Source organism: Caldicoprobacter faecalis, from assembly GCF_900115765.1.
In the GTDB taxonomy this organism is placed as follows: domain Bacteria; phylum Bacillota; class Clostridia; order Caldicoprobacterales; family Caldicoprobacteraceae; genus Caldicoprobacter; species Caldicoprobacter oshimai.
Genome location: NZ_FOXR01000006.1, coordinates 26,288 through 48,395 on the forward strand (window position 1 = coordinate 26,288; position 22,108 = coordinate 48,395).

A 22,108-nucleotide genomic window follows, 5' to 3' on the forward strand; every position below is an offset into this window, starting at 1 on the left:
TAGTAAAGAGGGAAGGGGAAGCTACTGTTATGCTTAGAGGGACTACTATCATTGCAGTGCGAAGAGGCGACAAGGGCGCTATTGGCGGCGACGGCCAGGTGACGCTGGGACAGAGCACCATCATGAAGCAGAGTGCGCGCAAGATACGAAGATTGTACCACAACAGGGTAGTGGTGGGATTTGCCGGGTCGGTGGCCGACGCTTTTACCTTGAGCGAGAAGTTCGAAACCAAGTTGGAGGAGTATTCGGGCAACCTGCAGAGGGCGGCCGTCGAGCTGGCCAAAGAGTGGCGTGCAGATAAAGTGCTGAGGAAGCTCGATGCAATGCTGATTGCCATAGATTCAAAGGATTTGCTCATCATTTCAGGCACCGGCGAGGTCATTGAGCCGGACGATCAGATTGCTGCCATAGGGTCGGGGGGCAATTATGCTTTGGCAGCTGCCAGAGCGCTTGTCAACAATACCCAACTTGAGCCGGTGGAGATAGTCAGGAAATCATTAGAAATAGCTTCTTCGATTTGCGTTTATACCAACGACAATATCTATGTAGAAGAGGTATAGGAGGGGGAGACCGTTGGCTGAATATTACACTCCAAGAGAGATAGTCGAGCAGCTTGACAAGTACATAATCGGGCAGGATAAGGCCAAAAGGGCTGTTGCCATAGCTTTGAGGAACCGGTACCGCCGGAGCAAGCTCGACCCGAAATTGAGGGATGAGATCACGCCAAAGAACATAATACTGATGGGGCCTACCGGTGTAGGCAAGACGGAGATTGCGCGACGTTTGGCCAAGCTTGTAAATGCGCCTTTCATAAAGGTAGAAGCCACCAAGTACACCGAGGTAGGCTATGTGGGTCGAGACGTGGAATCGATGGTTAGGGACCTGGTTGAAGAGGCCATCCGCATGGTTAAAAACCAGAAAATGGAAATGGTGAAGGAAAGGGCGGCTCGGGCCGCCGAGAATCGCATACTGGACATACTCCTTCCTCCTAAAAGGAAGAGGGCCCAGAATCCACTGGGCATGCTGTTTCCAATGGATCAGCCAACGGCTGAGGAACAGGAAGAGCCTGATGACTCCATGGCGCATACCAGGGAGAGGTTGAGGGAAAAATTGCGCAGCGGCGCTCTGGAGGATAGCCCTATAGAGATCGAGGTGGAGGACTCCAAATTCGCCAGTTTCGGATTCATCCCCGGTATGGGCAATGAAGAGGTGCTCATACAGATACAGGACGTATTTGGTAATCTATTTCCTAAGAGGCGAAAGAAGAAGAAAACCACCGTTCGAGAGGCACGGCGTATATTTGAACAGGAAGAGGCCCAGAAGCTAATTGACATGGATGAGGTGGTGGAGGAGGCCATTCAGGCTGTAGAACAGCACGGTATAATATTTATCGATGAGATTGATAAGATTGCCGGGCGGGAGACCGGGGCAGGGCCCGATGTCTCCCGTGAAGGGGTACAGAGGGACATACTCCCCATTGTAGAAGGTACTACGGTGATGACCAAGTACGGCCCTGTAAAGACTGACCATATACTGTTTATTGCGGCTGGAGCCTTCCATGTGTCCAAGGTGTCCGACCTCATACCTGAGCTTCAGGGCCGATTCCCCATAAGGGTGGAGCTAGAAGCCTTGACAAAAGAGGATTTCAAGCGTATACTCACTCAGACCGAGAATGCCATAATCAAACAGCAGATCGCGCTGCTGAAGGTAGAAGGTGTAGACCTTGAATTTACCGAGGATGCCATCGACGAGATAGCCGATATCGCTTATATAATGAATCAGACCAGCGAGAACATAGGCGCACGGCGTCTGTATACCGTGGTAGAAAAGCTGATGGAGGATATATCCTTTAACGCAGATAGCCTGGCGGGACAAAAGGTTGTGATAGACAGGGAATACGTGAGAAACAGACTCCAGGACATAGTAAAGCAGAATGACCTTCACAAGTTCATCCTGTAAGTATGGTGTTGCCATGGTAGAGCGTTATTAGGTAAAAGGATTTTCTGAGGCGGTATTTACGTATTCAGCAGAAAGTGGGGCTAGGTATGTCGGACAATTTATTGGAGCGAATAAGAAAATTCAATCAGATATTCCAGAGTAGTGAAGCCTGCGGAATAGATTTGGCGCACCTGTGTGAGATATTGAGCAGGCTGCTTGAAAGCAGCGTGCTGCTGCTGGATGACAGTGGCTGTGTTATAGGTTGTGCGCCTGCGCGGTCAGGTGAGAACACTGCCCAGAAGGTGCATGTTTCGGCTGATTATAATAACATCTTGCTGCGGATTCGCAGCACCATGGCAAACGTTGTGGAGCATACCCAGGAAGGCAAGCGAAAGCTCACCATTGTTCCGATATACTCTGGAGGGAAGAGGTTAGGGACTCTTATTTTCGAGCGCTCCGACCTAAAGGAATTTGTGGATGATGACCTGGTGCTGGCCGAGTATGGCGCCACCGTGGTCGGGTTGGAGATAATGCGCTTGAAGATGGAGCATATGGCGGAAGAGGTGCGAAAGAGGTCGATGGCCGAAATGGCCATAGGGACCCTTTCCTACTCTGAACGTGAAGCAGTGGAGCAGGTGTTTAGGGAGCTGGATGGTAGTGAGGGCCTGGTGGTGACCAGCAGGATAGCTGACCGAGCGGGGATTACGCGCTCTGTTATAGTAAACGCCTTAAGGAAACTTGAAAGCGCCGGGATAATCGAATCCCGGTCGCTTGGGATGAAGGGTACTTATATCAAGGTACTAAACGACAAGTTCTTATCGCAGCTACATAAGGCATAAATAACTTTTAAGAAAGAAGTGAATTTATGTCCAACGACGATATGAACAGGATCAAAGAAATTCTTAAAGAAAAAGGATATAAATTGACTCCGCAACGCAGGGCTACCCTTGAGGTGATCATGAATAACAAGGGCAAGCACATGAGCACAGAGGAGATTTACTTTCATGTGAAGAAGATATGCCCTGAAATCGGTTTGGCTACCGTATACCGTACCATGCTCTTGTTCGAGGAGTTGGGAATACTCTATAAGCACAACTTTGATGACGGCAAGAATCGCTATGAGCTGAGTACCATGAACGACGATCACCACCATCATCACCTTGTGTGTTTAAGCTGTGGTCAGGTGATAGAGGTGGAAGAAGACCTGCTGGATTCCCTGGAGGAAAAAATCGAGGAAAAGCATAGATTTAAGATTGTCAATCACAACGTGAAATTTTTTGGTTACTGTTCAAAATGCAGGCATAATGATGAAGGCTCCGTTTAAATGGAGCCTTTGCTATTTTTGGGTTATAGCTGGAGTCCAGCCAGATGTTGTAAAGGTGATTTTTCAGTTTAAGGGTTTGAATAAGCCGTTTAGTTAATACACATACTAAAAATACGCTTCTACGCAGCACTATTTGACAATAGCTAGAAAGGATGATACGGTGAAAGGGATTATTATGGCTGGAGGCTCTGGCTCTCGCCTGCGACCTCTCACCTGTGATTTGCCCAAACCGATGGTGCCTGTGATGGTCAAGCCTGTTATGACATACAGCATAGAACTTCTGAAAAAATATGGCATTAAGGACATAGGCATAACCCTCCAGTATCTTCCACAGGTAATAGAGGATTATTTTGAAGACGGCTCGAAGTTTGGGGTCAAGCTCCATTATTTTGTGGAAGAGACTCCGCTGGGGACAGCGGGCAGCGTGAAAAATGCCGAAAAATTTTTGGATGAAACCTTTGTCGTTATCAGCGGAGATGCTCTGACAGATATTAACATAAGCAAGGCAATAAACTTCCATAAGGAGAAAAAAGCTATAGCCACTCTTGTCCTCAAGAGGGTGCAAATGCCTTTGGAATACGGTGTGGTGATCACCGACGAGAGCGGTGCAGTAACCCGCTTTCTAGAGAAACCCAACTGGAGTGAGGTCTTCAGCGATACAGTAAATACTGGTATATACATTTTGGAGCCTGAGGTCCTTACTTACTTCAAAGCGGGACAAAAGTTTGACTTCAGCCAGGACCTGTTCCCATTGCTCCTTGAAAAAGGCAAGCCCGTGTACGGATATATAACCGACGAGTATTGGTGCGATATAGGAAATCTTCAAACCTATCTTCAGGCCCATTACGATATGCTGTCTGGCAAGGTTAGATTCCCTATGCCCGGCCAAAAGATAGGTGAGAATATATGGGTGGGTGAAAATGTTGATATAGATCCTGGGGCCAGGCTGGAAGGGCCCTGCTATATCGGAGATCACACACGTATCAGAGAAGGGGCTTACATTGGGCCGTTTACTGTAGTTGGGCGCTACAACGACATCGGACCTCACACCAGCATAAAGAGGAGCGTGCTGTGGGATTACAATACCTTAAGCAGGTGCGTTGAGATACGCGGAGCTGCTGTGTGCAACAAGGTGGACATAAGGGAAAGGGTGTCAATATACGAAGGCGCAGTAGTTGGCAATGGTTGTACCTTAAAGCCCAGGGTCAGCGTCAAGCCCGATGTGAAAATATGGCCAGAGAAAGTAATCGAGCACGGAACCACGGTACAGTCCAATGTGATATGGGGTACGCGATTTAGTAAGACCTTGTTTGGTAAAAACGGTATAACGGGAAAGCTCAACGTAGATTTGGATCCGCGCTTTGCTGTACGCCTGGGCGCGGCTTTGGGGGCCGAGCTTAAACCCAACAAGCGAGTTGCAGTAAGCTGCGATGATAATACCGGTAGCGCCATGTTAAAATACGGCATGATATCGGGACTGTTGTCCTCGGGAGTAGAGGTGCTGGATTTAGGGATACTCACAACCCCTATCCTGCGGTATATGGTACCATATTTCGGCTTGGACGGAGGGATACACGTCTTTGAGGACAAGAAGGTGGACGGCAATGTGGGCATCCATTTCGTCGATAAGAACGGGGGTAATTTTTCGCCAGCTTTTGAGCGCCAGATTGAGAACGCATTTGTAAGGGAAGACTTCCAGAGGGTTGCGGCAGATAAGATACCCAAGGTGCAGCACTTTTTCAATATTCCCTTATTTTACGCCAAGACCCTCGAAAAATTGGTGAATGCGGATGTCATAAGAAATTACGGCTTCAAGGTGCTGCTTTCCACCCCCAGCAAGTTGGTTGCCTCAATTGCCGAGACCATATTCAGCGATGTGGGTTGTGAAGCCCACATAGTCGAGGATGATATACCTCTTGAACTTGAAAGAGCAGAGCGTGAGCAGTATAGCCTGGCATGCCATGTGGACAGCAACGGGGAAGAGCTGGAACTGTATGATGAGAGGGGCAAGCGGATTTCCAAAGAAATGTCTGAGGCTGTAAGGAGCTTTTTGTGTTTGAATACCACCGATAAAAAAGAGGTGGTAGTGCCTTACACAGCTCCCACTGCTATTGAAACAATGGCACAGTCCTTCAAAGGAAAAGTCATACGCACCAAGACCAGCCGTTATGCCCTAATGAATGAGGTGATAAAGCGGGAAGGGAATGGCAGCGAAATATTTTTGCTATACTCCGATGCTTTGGCCATGCTGCTCAAACTTTTGGAGGCTTTGGCTAAGGAGCGCAAGACTCTGTCAGAGCTTATCAGTGCCATACCGAGATTTTACATGACAGAAAAGGTCATAGAATGTCCCTGGGAGGATAAGGGCAAGGTGATGCGCTGGCTTATACAGGAGGAAACCAGAGGAAACAATGTGGTCGAACTCTTTGAAGGCGTAAAGGTGTATCACAAGAACGGCTGGGCTCTGGTGCTACCAGATTCAGAGGAAGCAGTGTGTAGGATTTACAGCGAAGGGGTGTCGGAAGAATACGCCGAAGAATTGACAAAGTTTTATGAGGACAAGATCAACTGGGCGAAAAAGCAGTGATGGACAACTTGGGTTCAATAAAGAGGAAGCTGACTCATCCCGGGAGTTGGCTTCCTCTTTTTTGAGTTGCACAGCCAGTGTAAATACTGTATAATTGAAATTATGATAGCAATGTTCGGTAAAAAATATAAGATTTGAAGGAGGATAATGGGTATTTGTGGCGTCAAAGAATGTACTGAAGATTATACCACTGGGTGGAGTAAATGAGATCGGCAAGAATATGACAGTTTTTGAGTACGGTAATGATATCATCGTGGTGGACTGCGGGGTCAGTTTCCCTGAAGACGATATGCTGGGCGTTGACCTTGTCATACCCGATATATCTTATCTATTGAAAAATAGGGAGAAAGTAAGAGGATTTATTCTGACGCATGGGCATGAGGACCACATTGGTGCATTGCCGTATGTTCTTAGAGAGATGAACGTCCCAGTTTACGGTACCCGTTTAACTCTTGGGCTGGTTGATATTAAGCTAAAGGAGCACGGCATCAATAAGGCTATTTTTAATACAGTAAAGGCAAATGATGTGTTAAAACTGGGCGCATTCACTGTGGAGTTTATTAAGACCAGCCATAGCATAGCTGATTCGGTGGCTTTAGCTATACATACACCTGTAGGAGTAGTTGTACATACCAGCGACTTTAAGATAGACTATACCCCGATAGACGGTCAAGTCATAGATTTAGCAAAATTTGCCTTATTGGGCAAAAAAGGTGTACTTGCTCTCCTGGCTGACAGCACCAATGTAGAAAGGCCAGGCTATACCATGTCCGAAAAGACGGTGGGGCAGACCTTTGAGTCCATTTTTGCCGACGCGCCGGGCAGGATCATAGTGGCTACTTTTGCGTCCAACATACACAGGATTCAGCAGATCGTCAATGCGGCCATCAAGTACGGGCGAAAGGTGTGTATATCCGGCCGTAGCATGGCCAACGTGGTAGCAGTTGCTATGGAGCTGGGTTACCTCAATATACCTAAAAAGACGCTTATAGAAGTGGATAAGGTCGATAGCTATCCGAACGATAAGGTCGTGATAATTACCACCGGTACCCAAGGAGAACCCATGTCTGCGTTGACGCGTATGGCTGCTGCCGAGCATAAAAAGCTGGAAATCATACCTGGGGACCTGGTCATAATATCGGCAACGCCCATACCCGGAAATGAAAAGCTGGTGTATAAGGTGATAAACCAGCTGTTTCAGAGGGGAGCCAACGTTATATATGAGTCTTTAGCAGATGTTCACGTTTCGGGCCATGCTTGTCAAGAGGAGCTTAAGCTGATACATACACTGGTGAAGCCCAAGTTCTTTGTGCCGGTGCACGGTGAATTCCGACACCTGAAGCAGCATGCCCTGCTGGCAGAATCCCTGGGCATGCCAAAAGAAAACATATTCCTGGTGGATATCGGTACAGTGCTTGAGTTTACACACAATTCCTGCAGGGTGGCTGGAACAGTTACTGCGGGACGGATATTGGTGGATGGACTGGGCGTTGGAGATGTAGGCAATATTGTTTTGCGCGACAGAAAACACCTCTCACAGGATGGCCTTATCGTTGTGGTGGTCACCATTTCAAGGGAGACAGGCGGCGTCATTGCTGGGCCTGACATCATATCCAGAGGTTTTGTCTACGTGAGGGAATCTGAAGGGCTCATAGAGCAGGCACGGCAGGTGGTGAAAGAGACGCTGGACAAATGCGAGCAGCAGAACATCACCGATTGGGCTACTTTGAAAACCAATATCAGGGATGAGCTGAGAAATTTCCTTTATGAGAAGACCAAGAGAAATCCGATGATATTGCCTATCATCATGGAGATATGAATGCTTTATATAATCCATGAGGATGGGAGGTTGCGGGTATGAACGTATACGATAAGGCTCATGAATTGGCCAGGGCGCTTTCGGCAAGCAAGGAGTACAGGGATTACAAGGCGGCAAAGGAAAAGATTTATCAGGATGAAGCCAACAAAAGGATGCTGAAGGACTTCAAAAAGCGGCAGTTTCAGCTGCAGGCCGCATTTCTGAGCGGCAAACAGCCTAATGAGGAGGAACTGGACAAGTTCAGAAAACTTTCGGAGCTTATACAGCACTCACCCGCTATAAGCAATTTTTTGCAGGCGGAATATCGTTTGAATACTCTTATATCGGATATATACAAGATATTGAGCGAAGCTGTGGATATGGACCTGGATTTTATGCAGGAAGATGAGAAAGAAGGGGATAAAGAGAAGTGAAGGGGTTTAAAATTTCTACCCGTTTTATTGCACGGGCGGCCGTCATTGCCGCCGTATACACGGTATTGACCATGGCCCTTCAATCGATATCTTTCGGTCCCATTCAATTCAGGATAGCCGAGGCGTTGACGGTACTTCCATTTGCAGATGCGGCTGCCATCCCGGGGGTTGCGCTGGGGTGCCTGTTTGCTAATCTGGGCAGCCCATTGGGATTGGTGGATATCCTGGGTGGTAGCTCTATTACGTTGATATCGGCATACCTTACGTATAAGGCGCCCAACCGTTATGTGGCTTTGCTGCCCCCTATAGTTTTGAATGCCATTGGTGTACCCATTTATCTGGCACCAGCTGTTGGACAGCCTTACTGGTTGGTTGCCGTGCAGGTGGGAATGGGGCAGCTTGTCGTGATCGCTGTACTAGGCCTTCCCATATTGTCACTCTACGAAAGGATAATAAGTAGATTTCCTATCAAAGATTAACACAATTTTAATATTTTATTAACCTCCTCCACCTTGTCAAAAGATATATAAACCTATATAATTAAGATGACAATACAGGTGGAGGTTGGAAAATGTCTCAAATTACGGTTGCTGGGAAACAGAAGAATAAAAAGGAAATACATCCTTTTGTAAAATATTTACTAAGAAGGCTGTTAATATATTTCATCAGCCTGGGAATAGTGCTGGGTACTGTTTTGTGGGCAGTACGTCAAGTTCAGATATTGTTGTTTGAACCGGTGGATGCCAACGATAAAACCGCTATAACAGTAGAGATACCGATGGGGACTTCTGTCCGGGGTATTGCTGAAATACTCTATGAGAAAGGCCTGATTCGCAATGCTGGAGTTTTTAGATTTTTTGTTGAGCTTACTGATAAAGCCTCAAAGCTCAAAGCAGGACGGTACATGCTTTCCAGGAGCATGACCCCGCAGCAAATTTTGGATGAGTTGATAACCGGCGAGGCGGCGGTGGATACAGTCAGGATTACCATTCCTGAAGGTTTCAGCATACGCGATATAGCAAATTATCTGCAGAATTTTGAAAAGGATGGCCAAAAGGTATTTAAATTTACAGCTGAGCAGTTCATTGATGCCGCTAAGCAGTTTGATAAGTTTGCAGAAGACTATACCTTCTTGTATGAGATACCCGAAGCCAGAAGAAGCGGGGAATATCCTCTGGAGGGTTACTTGTTTCCCGACACCTATATAGTCTATGTTGACTCTACCCCCGACGATATCATAAGAAAAATGCTGTCGACCTTTGAAAGGAAAGTGTATTTTGCGGAATTTCAGAACGTCCCTCTTCTTACAAAGATAGAGGAATTGGGGATGACTCTGGATCAGGTCATCACTCTGGCTTCTATAGTACAGGAAGAGGCTGCCGTGAAGGATGAATTCTATAAGGTCTCTGCGGTGTTTCACAACAGGTTGAATATCGATATGCCCCTTCAGTCCTGCGCGACAGTGCAGTATGCTCTGGGGAGTTCTGAAAGGAAACCTTTCCTGACCAATGAGGAGATATCAATAGACTCGCCATATAATACGTACAAGCACAAGGGGTTGCCTGTGGGGCCAATCGCCTCGCCAGGGCAGCTGGCTGTAGAAGCGGTGCTTTATCCAGAGAAAGAGTTTATGAATCCCGAAAAGCCTGTACTTTTCTTTGTGTACGCCGGAGATAACCGGCATGAGTTTAATTACACCGCGGAGGAGCATGCTAAAGCTAAACAGAAGTACGAAAGGCTGTGGAAGGAAAGCCAGAATCAAAATCAGGAATAGCGCGAGCATCTGGAGCTCACTCTAATGAGTGGGCTCTGTTAATTTGGGGTATTAATTTATGGAAAGTCCAATTCGTATGTGCTCTTGTTTGAGAAGCTGTGCATCAAGATGGGATTTTTGTTTTCTGTAGAGCAGGAGCCGATTGAGATTGTGCATAAGAATTTGTCATTTCACGAAAGGATGGGAGCCAAGATGAAGATACCCGAGCTTTTGGCACCGGCTGGTGACCTGGAAAGGTTAAAGATTGCGGTGGCGTATGGTGCCGATGCCGTGTATATAGGCGGTAAAAGGTTCAGCCTGAGAGCATTTGCTGACAATTTTGAATGGGATGAAATAAGGGAAGGCGTGGAATACGCCCATAGATATGGTCGCAGGGTATATGTCACATTGAACATATTTGCCCACAACGAAGATTTAAACGGAGTTGATGATTATATTCGCTTCCTTGCAGATGTTGGGGTGGATGCGGTTATAGTCTCGGATCCGGGGATCTTGTCCATAGTAAAGGACGTAGCGCCCGACATGGAGATACACCTGAGCACGCAGGCAAATACTACCAACTGGCGGAGCGCCGTTTTCTGGCATAGGCAGGGGGTAAAAAGAATAATAATGGCAAGGGAGCTCAGTTTGGATGAAATAAAGGAGATAAGGGACAAAACTCCCGATACCCTTGAGCTGGAGGTATTCGTTCACGGTGCCATGTGCATCTCCTACTCCGGCAGGTGTCTGCTCAGCAACTACCTTGCCGGGAGGGATTCCAACAGGGGAGCGTGTGCCCACCCGTGCCGTTGGAAGTATTACCTTGTGGAGGAGAAAAGGCCGGGGGAGTATCTGCCGGTTATGGAAGATGAAAGAGGAACGTATATACTCAACTCTAAGGACCTGTGCATGCTGGGACATATCCGAGAACTGATAGATATAGGGGTTGATGGCTTTAAGATTGAGGGCAGGATGAAGAGCAGCTATTATGTCGCCGTTACTGTAAAGGCTTATCGCCAAGAACTGGATGAATACAAGAGAGACCCGGAAGGTTATCGCTTTGATCCGCGGGTTCTTGAAGAGGTGAAAAAGGCCAGCCATCGTCCATTTACTACGGGGTTTTATTTTGGCAACCCCCAATCCGATGCGCAAGAGTATTCAAGCAGCCAGTACATCAGGGAATACGACTTTATAGGGCTGGTGCTGGATTATGATGAACAGAGGAGCATGGCCCTGGTTGAACAGCGTAACCCCTTCAAGAAGGGGGATAAGGCTGAAATACTCCGCCCCCACGGAGATTTGTTAAATTATACCATTGATCAAATATTCGATATTGACGGGCAGCTTATAGATAGCGCTCCGCACCCTCAGCAAAAGGTGTATATCCCCATGCCGTATCGACTTGAGAGATATTCCATGTTGAGGAGAAAAAGGGAACATAAAGAGGCGTAAAGTGCTGTCATCCTGTATAAATGCAGGCGAAACAATAAAAAATTGCTGGGTGGTAAAAAGAAACAAGCACATTCCCCGGTGCAGTTACATATTATATAAGGTGACCTGTTTTTTCTGGACGGTGTAACTGCATTTCAGGGGGTGTTATATGGTGTTATCCCTCATTGGGAGTCTACTTTATCTGTTACGTTATGCCTATCTGCTTGTATCCCACATATCGGGTGGCGGTTCTTTCCCCAGGCCATTAAGCCCTGAGGAAGAAGAATACTACATTAAAAAAGTGATGGAAGAGGGAGATGAAGAGGCCAGAAATATTCTCATAGAACACAATCTCAGATTGGTAGCGCATATTGTAAAGAAATACAGCAATTTTGGCAAAGATGTGGATGACCTAATCTCAATAGGAACCATTGGCCTTATAAAAGCCATATCCACTTTCGATTCAAGCAAGAAGACCAGGCTTGCGACCTATGCGGCCCGTTGCATTGAGAATGAAATCCTTATGGCCATCCGTGCAGATAAAAAGGCAAAGGGAGAGGTGTCTCTCCAGGAACCTATAGGCATGGACAAAGAAGGAAACGAAATATCGCTTATGGATATCCTGGGTACTGATCCGGATGCTGTGATAGACGAGGTTGAGTTAAAAATGCAGATTAGAAATTTATACAAAAAGATGAACGCAGTGTTAAAAAAGAGAGAAAGAATGGTTCTAGAAATGAGGTACGGCCTATTCAACGGTAAACACAGGACGCAGAGGGAAGTAGCTCAGATGCTTGGTATTTCAAGGTCGTATGTATCCAGAATTGAGAAAAGGGCCATATCAAAGCTGAGCAAGGAATTTGGCGTTGGGGGCTGTCATTCAAGTTGACAGCCTTTTAATTTTTTGTTAAATATTACATATAATAAAGTACGGTTTTGCTATCGGATATATGTGCCATGATACTAGAAGGGATTGGGATGTTTAGAAGGCTTAAACCTGATCAGATGGTAGAGTGTGTTTGCAATGTAAGGCTGGAGGAGTTAATGGAGCGAGGTATTTGCAATATAATTATAGATCTGGATAATACCTTGGCTCCATGGGGCGAAGACCAGATCATTCCTGAGGTTTATCAGTGGGTCAAGGCCGGCCATGAGATGGGTTTTAAATTTTGCATTGTATCCAACAGTAGCCCCAAAAGGGTACGTTATTTTGCCTCAAGATTGGGAATGCTTGCTGCTTTTAAGAGATGGAAGCCTTTCTCCCGAGCCTTTAAAAGTGCTTTGACGCAGTTAAATGGCAATCAACGCAACACCGCAGTGATAGGGGACCAGATTTTTACCGATATCTTTGGAGGCAACAGGCTCAACCTCTATACCATTCTGGTTGAGCCCATATCAAAGAAGGAGTTTATAGGAACCAGAGTCATGAGGTTTTTAGAAAAAACTATTATCAAGAGGAGGAAGCCATGAACATATCTCCGCGCACAAAGCTGGTGGGGCTCATCGGCCATCCGGTAGAGCATTCGCTGTCGCCCAAACTGCACAATGCCCTGTACGAAAAATATGGACTTGATTATGTGTACTTGGCATTCGATATTGCCCCTGATGATATTGCCGGGGCGGTAGAGGCGCTTAAGACGCTGTCGTTTAGAGGGTTTAATGTGACCATACCGTACAAAGAAAAAATCATCTGGTTTTTGGATTCGCTGGATACTGAGGCTGCAATTATCGGAGCGGTAAACACTGTGAAAGTAGAAAATGGAAAGCTTATAGGCTACAATACCGACGGGATGGGATTTGTGGATTCCCTCAAGCGCCGTGGGATAGTGCTTAAGGATAAAGTTGTACTGGTGCTGGGGGCAGGTGGCTCGGCAAGGGCAATATGCGTATATCTGCTCAAAGAAGGCGTAAGGAAGCTTTATATTCACAATCGGACTAGGGAAAGGGCTTTTGAGCTTATCAAGCACCTGGAGCGATTTTTCCCAGGCGTTTGTTTGAATTATCTTGCTAAAGAAAATATAAGGGATGTACAACCCGACCTGGTGGTCAACACCACGCCGTTGGGCATGTGGCCTCACACCCACGTCATGCCCATAGAAGATTATGATTTTTTACCCAGCATGACCGTTGTGGACATCATCTACAACCCTGTTGAAACCGCTTTTTTGAGAAAGGCCAGGCAGGCCGGGTGCATCGCGATAAACGGCCTTGATATGCTGGTGGGCCAGGCGATAAAGGCAATCGAGATTTGGACCGGTGTGAAGATGGATTATGAAGATGCCATCAGCATTTTGAGAAACGATAAAAATAAATTATTGTTGTAAAATGACAATTTGCGGTATATAATTTAAGTACAAATATATAGGAAAGATTTACTATATTTTGAGACTCATTTACTATTAATATTTAGGTGGAACGGTTTATGGGGGTTTACAGAAAAAGGCTGGGCGAGTTGTTGATTGAAAAAGGCATAATAACGCAGGAGCAGCTAAAAAATGCGCTTGCTATGCAAAAGTCCACCGGTAAAAAGCTGGGTGAAATACTCATCTCTCAAAATTTGATTTCAGAGGCCAAGATGGCCGAAGTTTTACAGGAACAGCTGGGCATTCCATTTGTCGATTTGAACAAAGTAGCGTTGGACCCAAAGCTTACCGAATATGTCCCCTTCATTCTTGCAAAAAGGCATTCCCTTATTCCTATAAAGCTGGAAGATGGAAAGCTGTACATAGCCATGGAGGATCCGCTGGATTTTGCGGCCATTGATGATGTAAAGCGCGTATCCAGGATGGATGTGGTGCCGGTCATTTCATTTGGCGAAGCCATCAAGAATGCCGTGCACAGGCTATACAGCATGGAGTATGCCGAGCGAGCTGTTCAGGATTACACAAAGGAGGTAAAGCTGGAGCAGCTTGCTCAGGAAGTGCAAAACAGCCCGCTGGATGACGATGTCAGTAATGCTCCGGTGGTAAGGCTAGTAAATTCCATTATCCAGCAGGCAGTCAACATGGAGGCCAGCGATATCCACGTCGAACCGCTGGATAACGAGACGCGGATCAGATTTCGAATTGACGGGATGCTGCAGAAGATACTCACCATACCCAAATATGTCCACCCGGCTTTGGTTACACGCATAAAGATCATGGGCAATATGGATATCGCCGAAAGAAGGCTTCCCCAGGACGGACGTGTGGATATGCGCATCTCCGAAAGGGACATAGATGTGCGGATCTCCACCATGCCTACTATTCACGGCGAAAAGGTAGTTTTGAGGATTTTGGATCAAACCAATTTCCTTCTTCCTAGGGAAAAGTTAGGATTTACAGAGGAGAATCTGGAGAAGTTTGACCAGCTGCTCAAAAATCCACACGGCATCATACTTGTTACCGGCCCAACCGGCAGCGGTAAGTCAACCACCCTTTATGCCATGCTAAATGAGCTTAACGATGAATCGGTAAACATCATAACTATAGAGGACCCGGTGGAATACCGTATGGAGGGGATAAACCAGATTCAGGTTAACCCAAAAGCGGGTTTGACCTTTGCCACAGGCCTTCGCTCTATAGTTCGCCAGGACCCTGATATAATCATGGTTGGAGAGATTCGCGACAGTGAAACCGCCGAGATTGCCATCCGTTCGGCCATTACCGGGCATCTGGTGCTGAGCACGCTGCATACCAATGACGCCGTCAGTGCAATTTCTAGGTTAATGGACATGGGCATAGAGCCCTATCTTATATCCGCTTCTCTTGTGGGGGTTATATCCCAGAGGCTTTTGAGAAAGGTCTGTAATAACTGTAGGGTTCCCCATGAGATTGAACCCCATCAGCTGGCTGCATTGGGGCTTAATAGCTTGTCTGGGGTGACGCTGTACAAAGGGGAAGGGTGCAGTGCTTGCAACTATACTGGGTACAAAGGACGGATACCCGTTCATGAGATTCTCGTGGTGTCAAAAGCACATCGCCAGCTGATAACACAAAAGGCCTCAATTGACGAAATCAGGGATCTGTCCATAAAAATGGGAATGAGCACTTTGAAGGATGAGTGCATAAAGCTGATGCTTAAAGGCCTGACGACGGTTGATGAGGTCATACGCGTATCTTATAGCCAGGATGGCTGACGCAATGGTTTTTGGCATCGCATCATCTGTGCCATTGGTTTCTAGAAACGCCACGGAAGGGGTACGTGGACTTATGGATATATACGACATACTCAGGAAAGCAGTTGAACTCAAGTGCTCCGATGTGCACATATCCGTCGGCATGCCTCCTGCCGTGCGACTGAACGGAAGCCTTATGAGGATAGCTGATGAGCCTTTAACTTCCGATCAAACCCAGCAGTTTGCAAGAGCGCTTTTGAATGATGAGCAGTGGGAGGTTTTTCAGGAAAAGGGCGAGATAGATTTTTCGCTTTCCATAGCAGGAGTGCACAGGTTTCGCGTAAACGCGTATAAACAGAGGGGCAGTTGCAGCCTGGCCATAAGGTTGGTCAACTCAAGGATTCCCAGCTTTGAGGAACTGGGATTGCCGCCGGTGGTACAGGAGTTTGCATACAAGAAAAGTGGGCTGGTATTGGTAACCGGACCTACAGGCAGCGGCAAATCCACTACTTTGGCAGCGATAGTTAACAAGATAAACATGGAAAGGGCTGTCCATATCATTACTCTGGAGGAGCCCATAGAGTATCTGCATCGACACCAAAAAAGCATAGTCAATCAGAGGGAGGTGGGCAGCGACACCAAGAGCTTTGCTGCAGGGTTGAGAGCGGCGCTGCGCCAAGACCCAGATGTTATCTTGATAGGCGAGATGAGGGATTTGGAGACTATTTCTATAGCCCTTACAGCTGCCGAGACTGGTCATCTGGTGCTGTCCACACTGCACACCATCGGAGCGGCCAAGACCATAGACAGGATCATTGACGTCTTTCCGCCGCATCAGCAACAGCAGGTCAGGTTTCAGCTGTCGACGGTGCTGGAAGGGGTTATCAGCCAGCAGCTTATTCCGCAGAAAGATGGCTCGGGTAGGGTAGCAGCTGTGGAAGTTATGGTGGTCACGCCCGCCATACGCAATCTGATTCGCGAAGGCAAAACCTATCAGATAACCAACGTCATTCAGACGGGTGCCAGGCTGGGCATGAAAACTATGGATCAGGCACTGCTGGAGCTGTACAGCAAAGGGGTTATATCAAGGGAGGATGCGCTGGTTTATTCAGTGGATATGGAGCACATGAAAGCTTTGATAAACGGTTAATGCTGTTGCTGTAACTAAGGGTTCCTATGAGGAAGGGGTGATATAGTATTGCCAGGTATAAATACATAGCCAAAAACATGCAAGGGGCTACAGCCAGCGGGACGCTTGAGGCTTCTACCAGAAGGGATGTCTACCGCTTGCTTAGGGAAAGGGATTACTATCCGATTAAGATAGAAAAGGTGCTTCAAGTCAAGGATATAAAGGACTTGAGCCTCAGAACGAAAATAGCCTCAAAGGATATTGCCGTGCTGTGCAAGCAGTTTTCTACCATGCTTGAGGCTGGGATCCCTATAGTGAGGTGCCTGGACATACTCTCGAAACAGCTATCCAACAGGGTTTTGCGCAGGCTATTTACCGAGATGTATGCCGAGGTGCGCACCGGCAGGACGCTTACCGAGGCGCTTGCACGTCGAAGCCAGTACTTCCCATCGCTGTTTATAAGCATGATTGAAGCCGGCGAAACCAGCGGAACGCTGGATGTGGTTTTAAACAACCTGGCACAGCACTATGAGAAGGATTACAAGCTAAGGCAAAAGGTAAAAAATGCAATGACATATCCTGTCATAGTGCTCATAGTAGCGGTAGCGGTGGTATATTTCCTGCTCACCGTTGTTGTTCCCACTTTTATAAGCATTTTTAACCGTGGAGATATGGTACTTCCTCTGCCGACGCGTATGCTTCTGTCGCTGAGCAACTTTGCGACCAGATACGGCATGATTGTATTGCTGTGCATCGTATTAATGGTTTTTATCCTTTATATAGTTCTTTCAAGAGGCAAGGGACGCCTCAAGTGGCATGAATTTTTGCTAAAAATGCCTGTAATGGGTACTGTGATAACCTATATGATTTCAAGTCGGTTTTCTGCAACGCTGGGTATACTGCTCAGGACTGGGATCCCGCTTGTCCAGGCGTTGGACATAGTCAAGAAAGTTGTGGGAAACGAGGTAGCGCAGAAAGGGCTGCAGCAGGTGCAGGACATGGCCAGAATGGGAGGAGGCATATCAACACCTCTTGAACAGCTCAAACTGTTTCCTCCCATGCTGATACAGATGCTGAAAATTGGTGAGGAGTCGGGAACGCTGGATGAAATGCTTCTCAAGACGGCAGAGTTTTACGAGGGCGAGCTGGAGGCCAGCTTAGTCAGGTTGACCACTCTACTTGAACCAATGCTTATAGTGTTGCTGGGCGGCGTGGTTGCATTCATAGTGCTGTCCATAGCCTTGCCCATGTTTGAGATGACCAATATTTTGGGTTAAATAAACTTAAATAATGAAAGGAGAGGAGAAATATGTTTAAGAAGTTTAGGAAAAACAAGAAAGGCTTTACCCTTATTGAGTTGGTTGTGGTGATAGGCATACTGGGCGTTCTGGCATTGCTTGTGGTGCCGAATGTGGTGAATAGGATTGATGAGGCTGAAAAGAATGTAGACATGGCAAACGTTAAGCTACTTCAAAAAGCTCTTGATATGTACGTAATAGATAATCCAAATGCAACACTTAAGAATAGCTATAATTTAGAAGATTTGACAGATTTATTAGTACCCGAATATTTAGATGAAATTCCTGAATTTAAAACTATAACTGTAACTGTTAAAAAAGAAGGTAATAGGCTTGTTGTTGAAACCCAGTAAAGTGATACTTAATAATGAAACATTACGGTATTCTTGTAATAAATTGAAGCAGAATTCAAATATTAAAAAGGTTGTGTTGTTTGAATGGTAATAAATCTCAATTAATTTAGATGAAGATATATTAGACTAAAATGAGGAAACAAAATGGATTTACTGATCATAACACTTGGCCTTTTGGTAGGCAGCTTCCTCAATGTGTGCATATACAGAATACCGCGCGGCGAATCAATAGCCTTGCCGGGTTCCCGGTGTCCCCACTGCGGGATTCGGCTTAAGCCTTTAGACCTTGTACCGGTTTTAAGCTTTGTATTTTTAAAGGGCAGGTGCAGGTACTGCAGCCAGCCCATATCCTGGCGCTATCCTGTGGTTGAGCTGCTGACAGCCTTGCTTATCTGGCTGGTATATGAGGTGTACGACATAACCCCCACCGCAGCGTATTATGTTGTAATCGTCTGTATCCTCATAGTTGTGGCTTTTATTGACCTGGAGTACCAGGTTATTCCTAATGGTTTGGTGTTAAGCCTGATAGGTACAGGCTTAGGATTTAAGTTGCTGGACGGCGGGGCAGGCTTTATAGATGGTTTGTACGGGCTTGTGGCCGGTGGGGGGCCTCTCCTCCTTATCGCCGTCATTTCCCCCTTGTTATTTCATAAAGAAGGAATGGGCGGAGGGGATATAAAGCTTATGGCGTCTATAGGATGGTGTCTGGGTTGGCGCCTTGTTCTCCTTTCATTTGTTATTTCTATATATATCGGTGGCCTTATAAGCCTATTGTTGCTGGCTTTTAAAGTTAAGAAAAGGGGAGATTACATTCCGTATGGTCCTTTTATAGTTATGGCTACTGTGGTGTCTATGCTGTGGGGGGATGGTGTCATTAGTTGGTATATAAATAACTTCTGGTGATAAAACATGGAGGATTGTCGTGGTTTAACCCTTATCGAACTTGTGATAACGCTGGCTATAATTGGAATTTTGCTCGGGATTGCTTTGATAAATCCTAGGCCAGCCGTTGACGACGCTGTCCTTGAAGCTACGGCCCACCGTATAGCGCAGGATATCCGTTTGACCCAGCAGCTGGCTTTGACGAATAAAAGAGATTATTGTTTTGAAATATACATCAGGGAAAAATACTATATAATAAGGCCGTCAGATCCTACAAAGGGAGCATTTAAAAGGGAATATATAGACCCTCATATCACGCTATCTGTTATAGGTTTTGATAAATCATATGACGATTCTTACTTAAGAAAGCTCGTATATAATCCGGCGGGCACTCCTTTTACAACCGGTACAATTATCCTAACTAACAGCAGCGGCAAGAAAAAGGAGATTACCGTAATGGTGGGCACGGGAAGGGTGAGGATCTATTGAAACTGAATACCACGAAAGGCCTGACTTTTGTAGAAATCCTGGTAGCCACAGCCATAATAGCGCTCGTGGCAGAAATGTTGCTCACCGTTTTCGGCTTTTCATTTAAACACAACCGTGAAGCTGAGGCGACGCTGGAAGCGACATTCATTGCGCAGAGAAAAATGGAGATGCTGCAAGGGATGGATGCGCTTTCAGCGTACAATGAGGGGAGAAAGGGTATAAGACAAAAGTTTATGGAGAAGTATGTAGAGGTTACATGCAGGCCATACTTGCCTGACGATTGCCATGTATTTGACGTAGTGGTTAAAAATGAAGAGGGAAGGGATGGCATTCTGTACGCTGCCCCTCCTGACAATGCGGATGTCTTCTTGATAGAGGGTTGGACCGATGACATATTTTTAGAGATTTCAATATTTGGAAATAGATATGAGATAATTTCTCCAGATAGTCCAGATAAAAAAGCGGTTACAGGATGGCTGCCTGGTGATACAGAAAAAGTGGTTGTTATGATAAATGGTGTAGAATATTCTCTTGATAAGGGTATACTCATTGACATTTCTTCTGCCGGACGAGATGTGGAGGCAAGGGTTTACGACACAAATAATAATTCATCACTCATTAACGTAGAAGGTACAGGGGTGATCGTGAAACGGTATACAAATTATTCTTACAGGGACTATTCTACCGTCCGGGCTCAGGTTAAGGTTTTCGATACTCAGGACGATGCACGGCCCAAGGCTGTTTTTGAGAGCATACTTCAACTGAAAAATTGATTGGCCTGTATGTTTTTTATTCCTAAATGGAGAGGGGACCTAAAATAGATGCATGGTGACAAGGGTTATTCCCTCGTTGAGCTATTAGCAGCACTTGCCATATTGACAGTGGTTATAGGGGTAGGGTATTCGATATATCTAATGAGCGTAAAGGGGTATACGCTGGAAGTTAGCAGGGTAGAGGTACAGCAAAACGTGAGGTCAGCTGCTTCATACATTCAAAGGAAGCTTTTGACGGCATCGGAAGGCGAGGTATCCATAGAGAAGAGAGACGGTTTAGAAACCCTGAGGGTTAAAGATGAGTGTTTCAATCTTAAAGATAAAACGTTGCGGGTAAATTTGGACTGTGGGTCATCGAAGTCGCCTTTTAGTCCTTTGGCTGAAGGGATTGAGGAGTTTACCTTTAAAAAGGATGGCAAAAAAGTCGAAGTGACCATAGCAGGAGGGAATCAAGAAAGAGGAGATTACTTTGCTATTACCTTTGAGGTTCTCCTGAGGCGATAAAGGAGAGGTTAATATGGGATTTGGAAATTCCAAAAATGAACTATTTAAAAGATTTTGTTGTATGGTAAATTCTGACGGTTCGGCATTAATCGTGGCGGTATTGACTTTGATGGTGACTTTTACGCTGGGCACAGCGCTTTTATCGGTCACCGCCTCGAATTTTTATATGGATCAGGCTGAGCATGACTATCAGGCAGCCTATTATATAGCAGAGGGTGCACTGCGCCATCAACTGGAGTACATGAAGTTGCAGATGGAAGATTTATATGAAGCTAAAGTTTATAATAGTTCTGCTCAATTTTTTAGTGATTTTGAGCAAAAACTTTCTTCGAAAAGATATGCATTAGATTTTGGAATGGTTAATAACAAACCTGCCAAAGCTCTAGTGATTATAGAGACTGTTACAAGAGGAGAAGATTCATGGGAATTTAAGGTAAGCGTTACTGGAAGCGTGGGGAGAATAAGCAGGACACTGGAAAGTACGGTAAGGATAAAATATGTTCCTCAAAGTTCTGGGAGTTTGGCTGCTTTGTTTGATCATGCCTTGTTTGCAAATGGAGATATTATCCTGAAGGGAAATGCCAGTGTGCAAGGTGATGTGGGTATAAATCAAGGTAAAATCACTACTAGCGGTAATTCTAAAATTGAGGGGGCTCAAAAAAACAATTGTGGACTTAATTTACCACAGATTGAATTTCCTTCAGACCTGGAGTATGCTGATGAACCTGAGATTAAGAATAAAGATGGGATTATAGATGGAGGGAAAAAGTATTCTAAAATAGAAATTAATGGAAACAAAAAGCTGGTTATCCAGCTGAATGGCGATACAGTTATTTACACGGATGAGCTTATATTAAGCGGTGGAAGCGCCAAAATTGAGCTAAAGGGAGAAGGAAGATTGCTGTTTTATGTAGGCAAAAATCTTAAACTTGACGGTCTAATAAACATTAAGGAGCTTGACAAAAAAAATATTGAGGGAGGAGATCCTAAAAAGTTAATTTTGATTTATGGTGGAAGAAATTCAGAATTTGGTGATGACCAAGGAAATGGTAAAAATCAAATAAAAGCCGAATTTTATGGAGCTATATATGCTCCTAACGCTAATTTCAAGCTAAATGGCAACTGTCACATAGAAGGAAGTTTAGTAGCCTCAACAATAGAAATGAACAGTGGTACTGTAATATTCCGTAAAGTTTATGACGAAAAACACCCTCTTCCTATAATGGATTATGAAGATATAATTTTGGGAGAAGAGGTGTTTTCAATAGTATCTTATACAGAAAAATAGTGAAATAGTATGTTTTCTCATATAGGTATGG

Annotated in this window: 22 protein-coding genes; all 22 read left to right on the forward strand. The window is 45.6% G+C overall.

Annotation, left to right across the window (positions count from 1 at the left end):
• The first annotated feature begins 29 nt into the window (after positions 1-29).
• The 22 genes from hslV (at position 30) to BM241_RS04000 (ending at position 22,077) form a co-directional block, all read left to right on the forward strand.
• Positions 30-560, forward strand: a complete 531-nt coding sequence (gene hslV / locus BM241_RS03895; protein WP_025746459.1) for an ATP-dependent protease subunit HslV — start codon at positions 30-32, stop codon at positions 558-560.
• A gap of 13 nt (positions 561-573) precedes the next feature.
• Entirely contained in the window at positions 574-1,959 is a 1,386-nt protein-coding gene (gene hslU / locus BM241_RS03900; RefSeq protein ID WP_025746460.1) for an ATP-dependent protease ATPase subunit HslU, read from the forward strand.
• An 86-nt stretch (positions 1,960-2,045) separates the two neighbouring features.
• Positions 2,046-2,777 (forward strand): GTP-sensing pleiotropic transcriptional regulator CodY, encoded by a 732-nt coding sequence (codY, locus tag BM241_RS03905; protein ID WP_025746461.1) that lies wholly within the window; start codon positions 2,046-2,048, stop codon positions 2,775-2,777.
• A 26-nt stretch (positions 2,778-2,803) separates the two neighbouring features.
• Entirely contained in the window at positions 2,804-3,262 is a 459-nt protein-coding gene (locus BM241_RS03910; RefSeq protein ID WP_025746462.1) for a Fur family transcriptional regulator, read from the forward strand.
• A 160-nt stretch (positions 3,263-3,422) separates the two neighbouring features.
• Entirely contained in the window at positions 3,423-5,849 is a 2,427-nt protein-coding gene (locus tag BM241_RS03915; RefSeq protein ID WP_025746463.1) for a sugar phosphate nucleotidyltransferase, read from the forward strand.
• 157 nt (positions 5,850-6,006) lie between these two features.
• Entirely contained in the window at positions 6,007-7,668 is a 1,662-nt protein-coding gene (locus BM241_RS03920; RefSeq protein WP_025746464.1) for a ribonuclease J, read from the forward strand.
• Between the two features lie 38 nt (positions 7,669-7,706).
• Positions 7,707-8,081: a YlbF/YmcA family competence regulator gene (locus BM241_RS03925; RefSeq protein ID WP_025746465.1), complete on the forward strand. Its 375-nt coding sequence runs from the start codon at positions 7,707-7,709 to the stop codon at positions 8,079-8,081.
• Positions 8,078-8,560, forward strand: coding sequence for a QueT transporter family protein (locus BM241_RS03930; protein ID WP_025746466.1), 483 nt, complete (start codon positions 8,078-8,080; stop codon positions 8,558-8,560). The genes BM241_RS03925 and BM241_RS03930 overlap by 4 nt, the downstream gene beginning before the upstream one ends.
• Before the next feature lie 92 nt (positions 8,561-8,652).
• Positions 8,653-9,855, forward strand: coding sequence for an endolytic transglycosylase MltG (gene mltG, locus BM241_RS03935; protein WP_092282067.1), 1,203 nt, complete (start codon positions 8,653-8,655; stop codon positions 9,853-9,855).
• A gap of 192 nt (positions 9,856-10,047) precedes the next feature.
• Positions 10,048-11,286: a peptidase U32 family protein gene (locus BM241_RS03940; protein WP_092282107.1), complete on the forward strand. Its 1,239-nt coding sequence runs from the start codon at positions 10,048-10,050 to the stop codon at positions 11,284-11,286.
• Positions 11,287-11,434: 148 nt separating this feature from the next.
• Positions 11,435-12,154: an RNA polymerase sporulation sigma factor SigK gene (gene sigK, locus BM241_RS03945; RefSeq protein WP_025746469.1), complete on the forward strand. Its 720-nt coding sequence runs from the start codon at positions 11,435-11,437 to the stop codon at positions 12,152-12,154.
• A gap of 89 nt (positions 12,155-12,243) precedes the next feature.
• Positions 12,244-12,735, forward strand: a complete 492-nt coding sequence (locus BM241_RS03950; RefSeq protein WP_025746470.1) for a YqeG family HAD IIIA-type phosphatase — start codon at positions 12,244-12,246, stop codon at positions 12,733-12,735.
• The gene (gene aroE, locus BM241_RS03955) at positions 12,732-13,589 is read left to right on the forward strand and encodes a shikimate dehydrogenase (RefSeq protein WP_092282068.1); all 858 of its coding nucleotides are present in this window, start codon (positions 12,732-12,734) and stop codon (positions 13,587-13,589) included. Before BM241_RS03950 ends, aroE begins: the two co-directional genes overlap by 4 nt.
• A gap of 98 nt (positions 13,590-13,687) precedes the next feature.
• Entirely contained in the window at positions 13,688-15,382 is a 1,695-nt protein-coding gene (gene gspE, locus BM241_RS03960; protein ID WP_092282069.1) for a type II secretion system ATPase GspE, read from the forward strand.
• A gap of 73 nt (positions 15,383-15,455) precedes the next feature.
• Positions 15,456-16,511 carry a type IV pilus twitching motility protein PilT gene (locus tag BM241_RS03965; RefSeq protein WP_092282070.1) on the forward strand — a complete coding sequence of 352 codons (1,056 nt, stop codon included), beginning with the start codon at positions 15,456-15,458 and terminating at the stop codon, positions 16,509-16,511.
• 137 nt (positions 16,512-16,648) lie between these two features.
• On the forward strand, positions 16,649-17,767 hold the full coding sequence (locus BM241_RS03970; protein ID WP_051456282.1) for a type II secretion system F family protein: 1,119 nt from the start codon (positions 16,649-16,651) through the stop codon (positions 17,765-17,767).
• Between the two features lie 32 nt (positions 17,768-17,799).
• Positions 17,800-18,141 carry a type II secretion system protein gene (locus BM241_RS03975; RefSeq protein WP_025746475.1) on the forward strand — a complete coding sequence of 114 codons (342 nt, stop codon included), beginning with the start codon at positions 17,800-17,802 and terminating at the stop codon, positions 18,139-18,141.
• Between the two features lie 144 nt (positions 18,142-18,285).
• Positions 18,286-19,044, forward strand: coding sequence for a prepilin peptidase (locus BM241_RS03980; protein WP_092282071.1), 759 nt, complete (start codon positions 18,286-18,288; stop codon positions 19,042-19,044).
• Between the two features lie 6 nt (positions 19,045-19,050).
• Positions 19,051-19,512, forward strand: coding sequence for a type II secretion system protein (locus tag BM241_RS03985; RefSeq protein WP_025746477.1), 462 nt, complete (start codon positions 19,051-19,053; stop codon positions 19,510-19,512).
• A complete protein-coding gene (locus BM241_RS03990; RefSeq protein ID WP_025746478.1) occupies positions 19,509-20,285 on the forward strand; it encodes a type IV pilus modification PilV family protein in 777 nt (258 codons plus the stop codon). The genes BM241_RS03985 and BM241_RS03990 overlap by 4 nt, the downstream gene beginning before the upstream one ends.
• A 48-nt stretch (positions 20,286-20,333) precedes the next feature.
• Positions 20,334-20,789, forward strand: a complete 456-nt coding sequence (locus BM241_RS03995; RefSeq protein ID WP_025746479.1) for a PilW family protein — start codon at positions 20,334-20,336, stop codon at positions 20,787-20,789.
• A 13-nt stretch (positions 20,790-20,802) separates the two neighbouring features.
• Positions 20,803-22,077: a pilus assembly PilX N-terminal domain-containing protein gene (locus BM241_RS04000; RefSeq protein ID WP_092282072.1), complete on the forward strand. Its 1,275-nt coding sequence runs from the start codon at positions 20,803-20,805 to the stop codon at positions 22,075-22,077.
• Positions 22,078-22,108 lie beyond the last annotated feature (31 nt).

What these genes read in the sequence shown, in the direction of transcription:
- hslV (WP_025746459.1), top strand. Translation starts at nt 30, where the DNA reads ATGCTTAGAGGGACTACTATCATTGCAGTGCGAAGAGGCGACAAGGGC.
- codY (WP_025746461.1), top strand. Translation starts at nt 2,046, where the DNA reads ATGTCGGACAATTTATTGGAGCGAATAAGAAAATTCAATCAGATATTC.
- BM241_RS03910 (WP_025746462.1), top strand. Translation starts at nt 2,804, where the DNA reads ATGTCCAACGACGATATGAACAGGATCAAAGAAATTCTTAAAGAAAAA.
- BM241_RS03925 (WP_025746465.1), top strand. Translation starts at nt 7,707, where the DNA reads ATGAACGTATACGATAAGGCTCATGAATTGGCCAGGGCGCTTTCGGCA.
- mltG (WP_092282067.1), top strand. Translation starts at nt 8,653, where the DNA reads ATGTCTCAAATTACGGTTGCTGGGAAACAGAAGAATAAAAAGGAAATA.
- BM241_RS03940 (WP_092282107.1), top strand. Translation starts at nt 10,048, where the DNA reads ATGAAGATACCCGAGCTTTTGGCACCGGCTGGTGACCTGGAAAGGTTA.
- sigK (WP_025746469.1), top strand. Translation starts at nt 11,435, where the DNA reads ATGGTGTTATCCCTCATTGGGAGTCTACTTTATCTGTTACGTTATGCC.
- BM241_RS03950 (WP_025746470.1), top strand. Translation starts at nt 12,244, where the DNA reads ATGTTTAGAAGGCTTAAACCTGATCAGATGGTAGAGTGTGTTTGCAAT.
- aroE (WP_092282068.1), top strand. Translation starts at nt 12,732, where the DNA reads ATGAACATATCTCCGCGCACAAAGCTGGTGGGGCTCATCGGCCATCCG.
- gspE (WP_092282069.1), top strand. Translation starts at nt 13,688, where the DNA reads ATGGGGGTTTACAGAAAAAGGCTGGGCGAGTTGTTGATTGAAAAAGGC.
- BM241_RS03965 (WP_092282070.1), top strand. Translation starts at nt 15,456, where the DNA reads ATGGATATATACGACATACTCAGGAAAGCAGTTGAACTCAAGTGCTCC.
- BM241_RS03975 (WP_025746475.1), top strand. Translation starts at nt 17,800, where the DNA reads ATGTTTAAGAAGTTTAGGAAAAACAAGAAAGGCTTTACCCTTATTGAG.
- BM241_RS03980 (WP_092282071.1), top strand. Translation starts at nt 18,286, where the DNA reads ATGGATTTACTGATCATAACACTTGGCCTTTTGGTAGGCAGCTTCCTC.
- BM241_RS03985 (WP_025746477.1), top strand. Translation starts at nt 19,051, where the DNA reads ATGGAGGATTGTCGTGGTTTAACCCTTATCGAACTTGTGATAACGCTG.
- BM241_RS03995 (WP_025746479.1), top strand. Translation starts at nt 20,334, where the DNA reads ATGCATGGTGACAAGGGTTATTCCCTCGTTGAGCTATTAGCAGCACTT.
- BM241_RS04000 (WP_092282072.1), top strand. Translation starts at nt 20,803, where the DNA reads ATGGGATTTGGAAATTCCAAAAATGAACTATTTAAAAGATTTTGTTGT.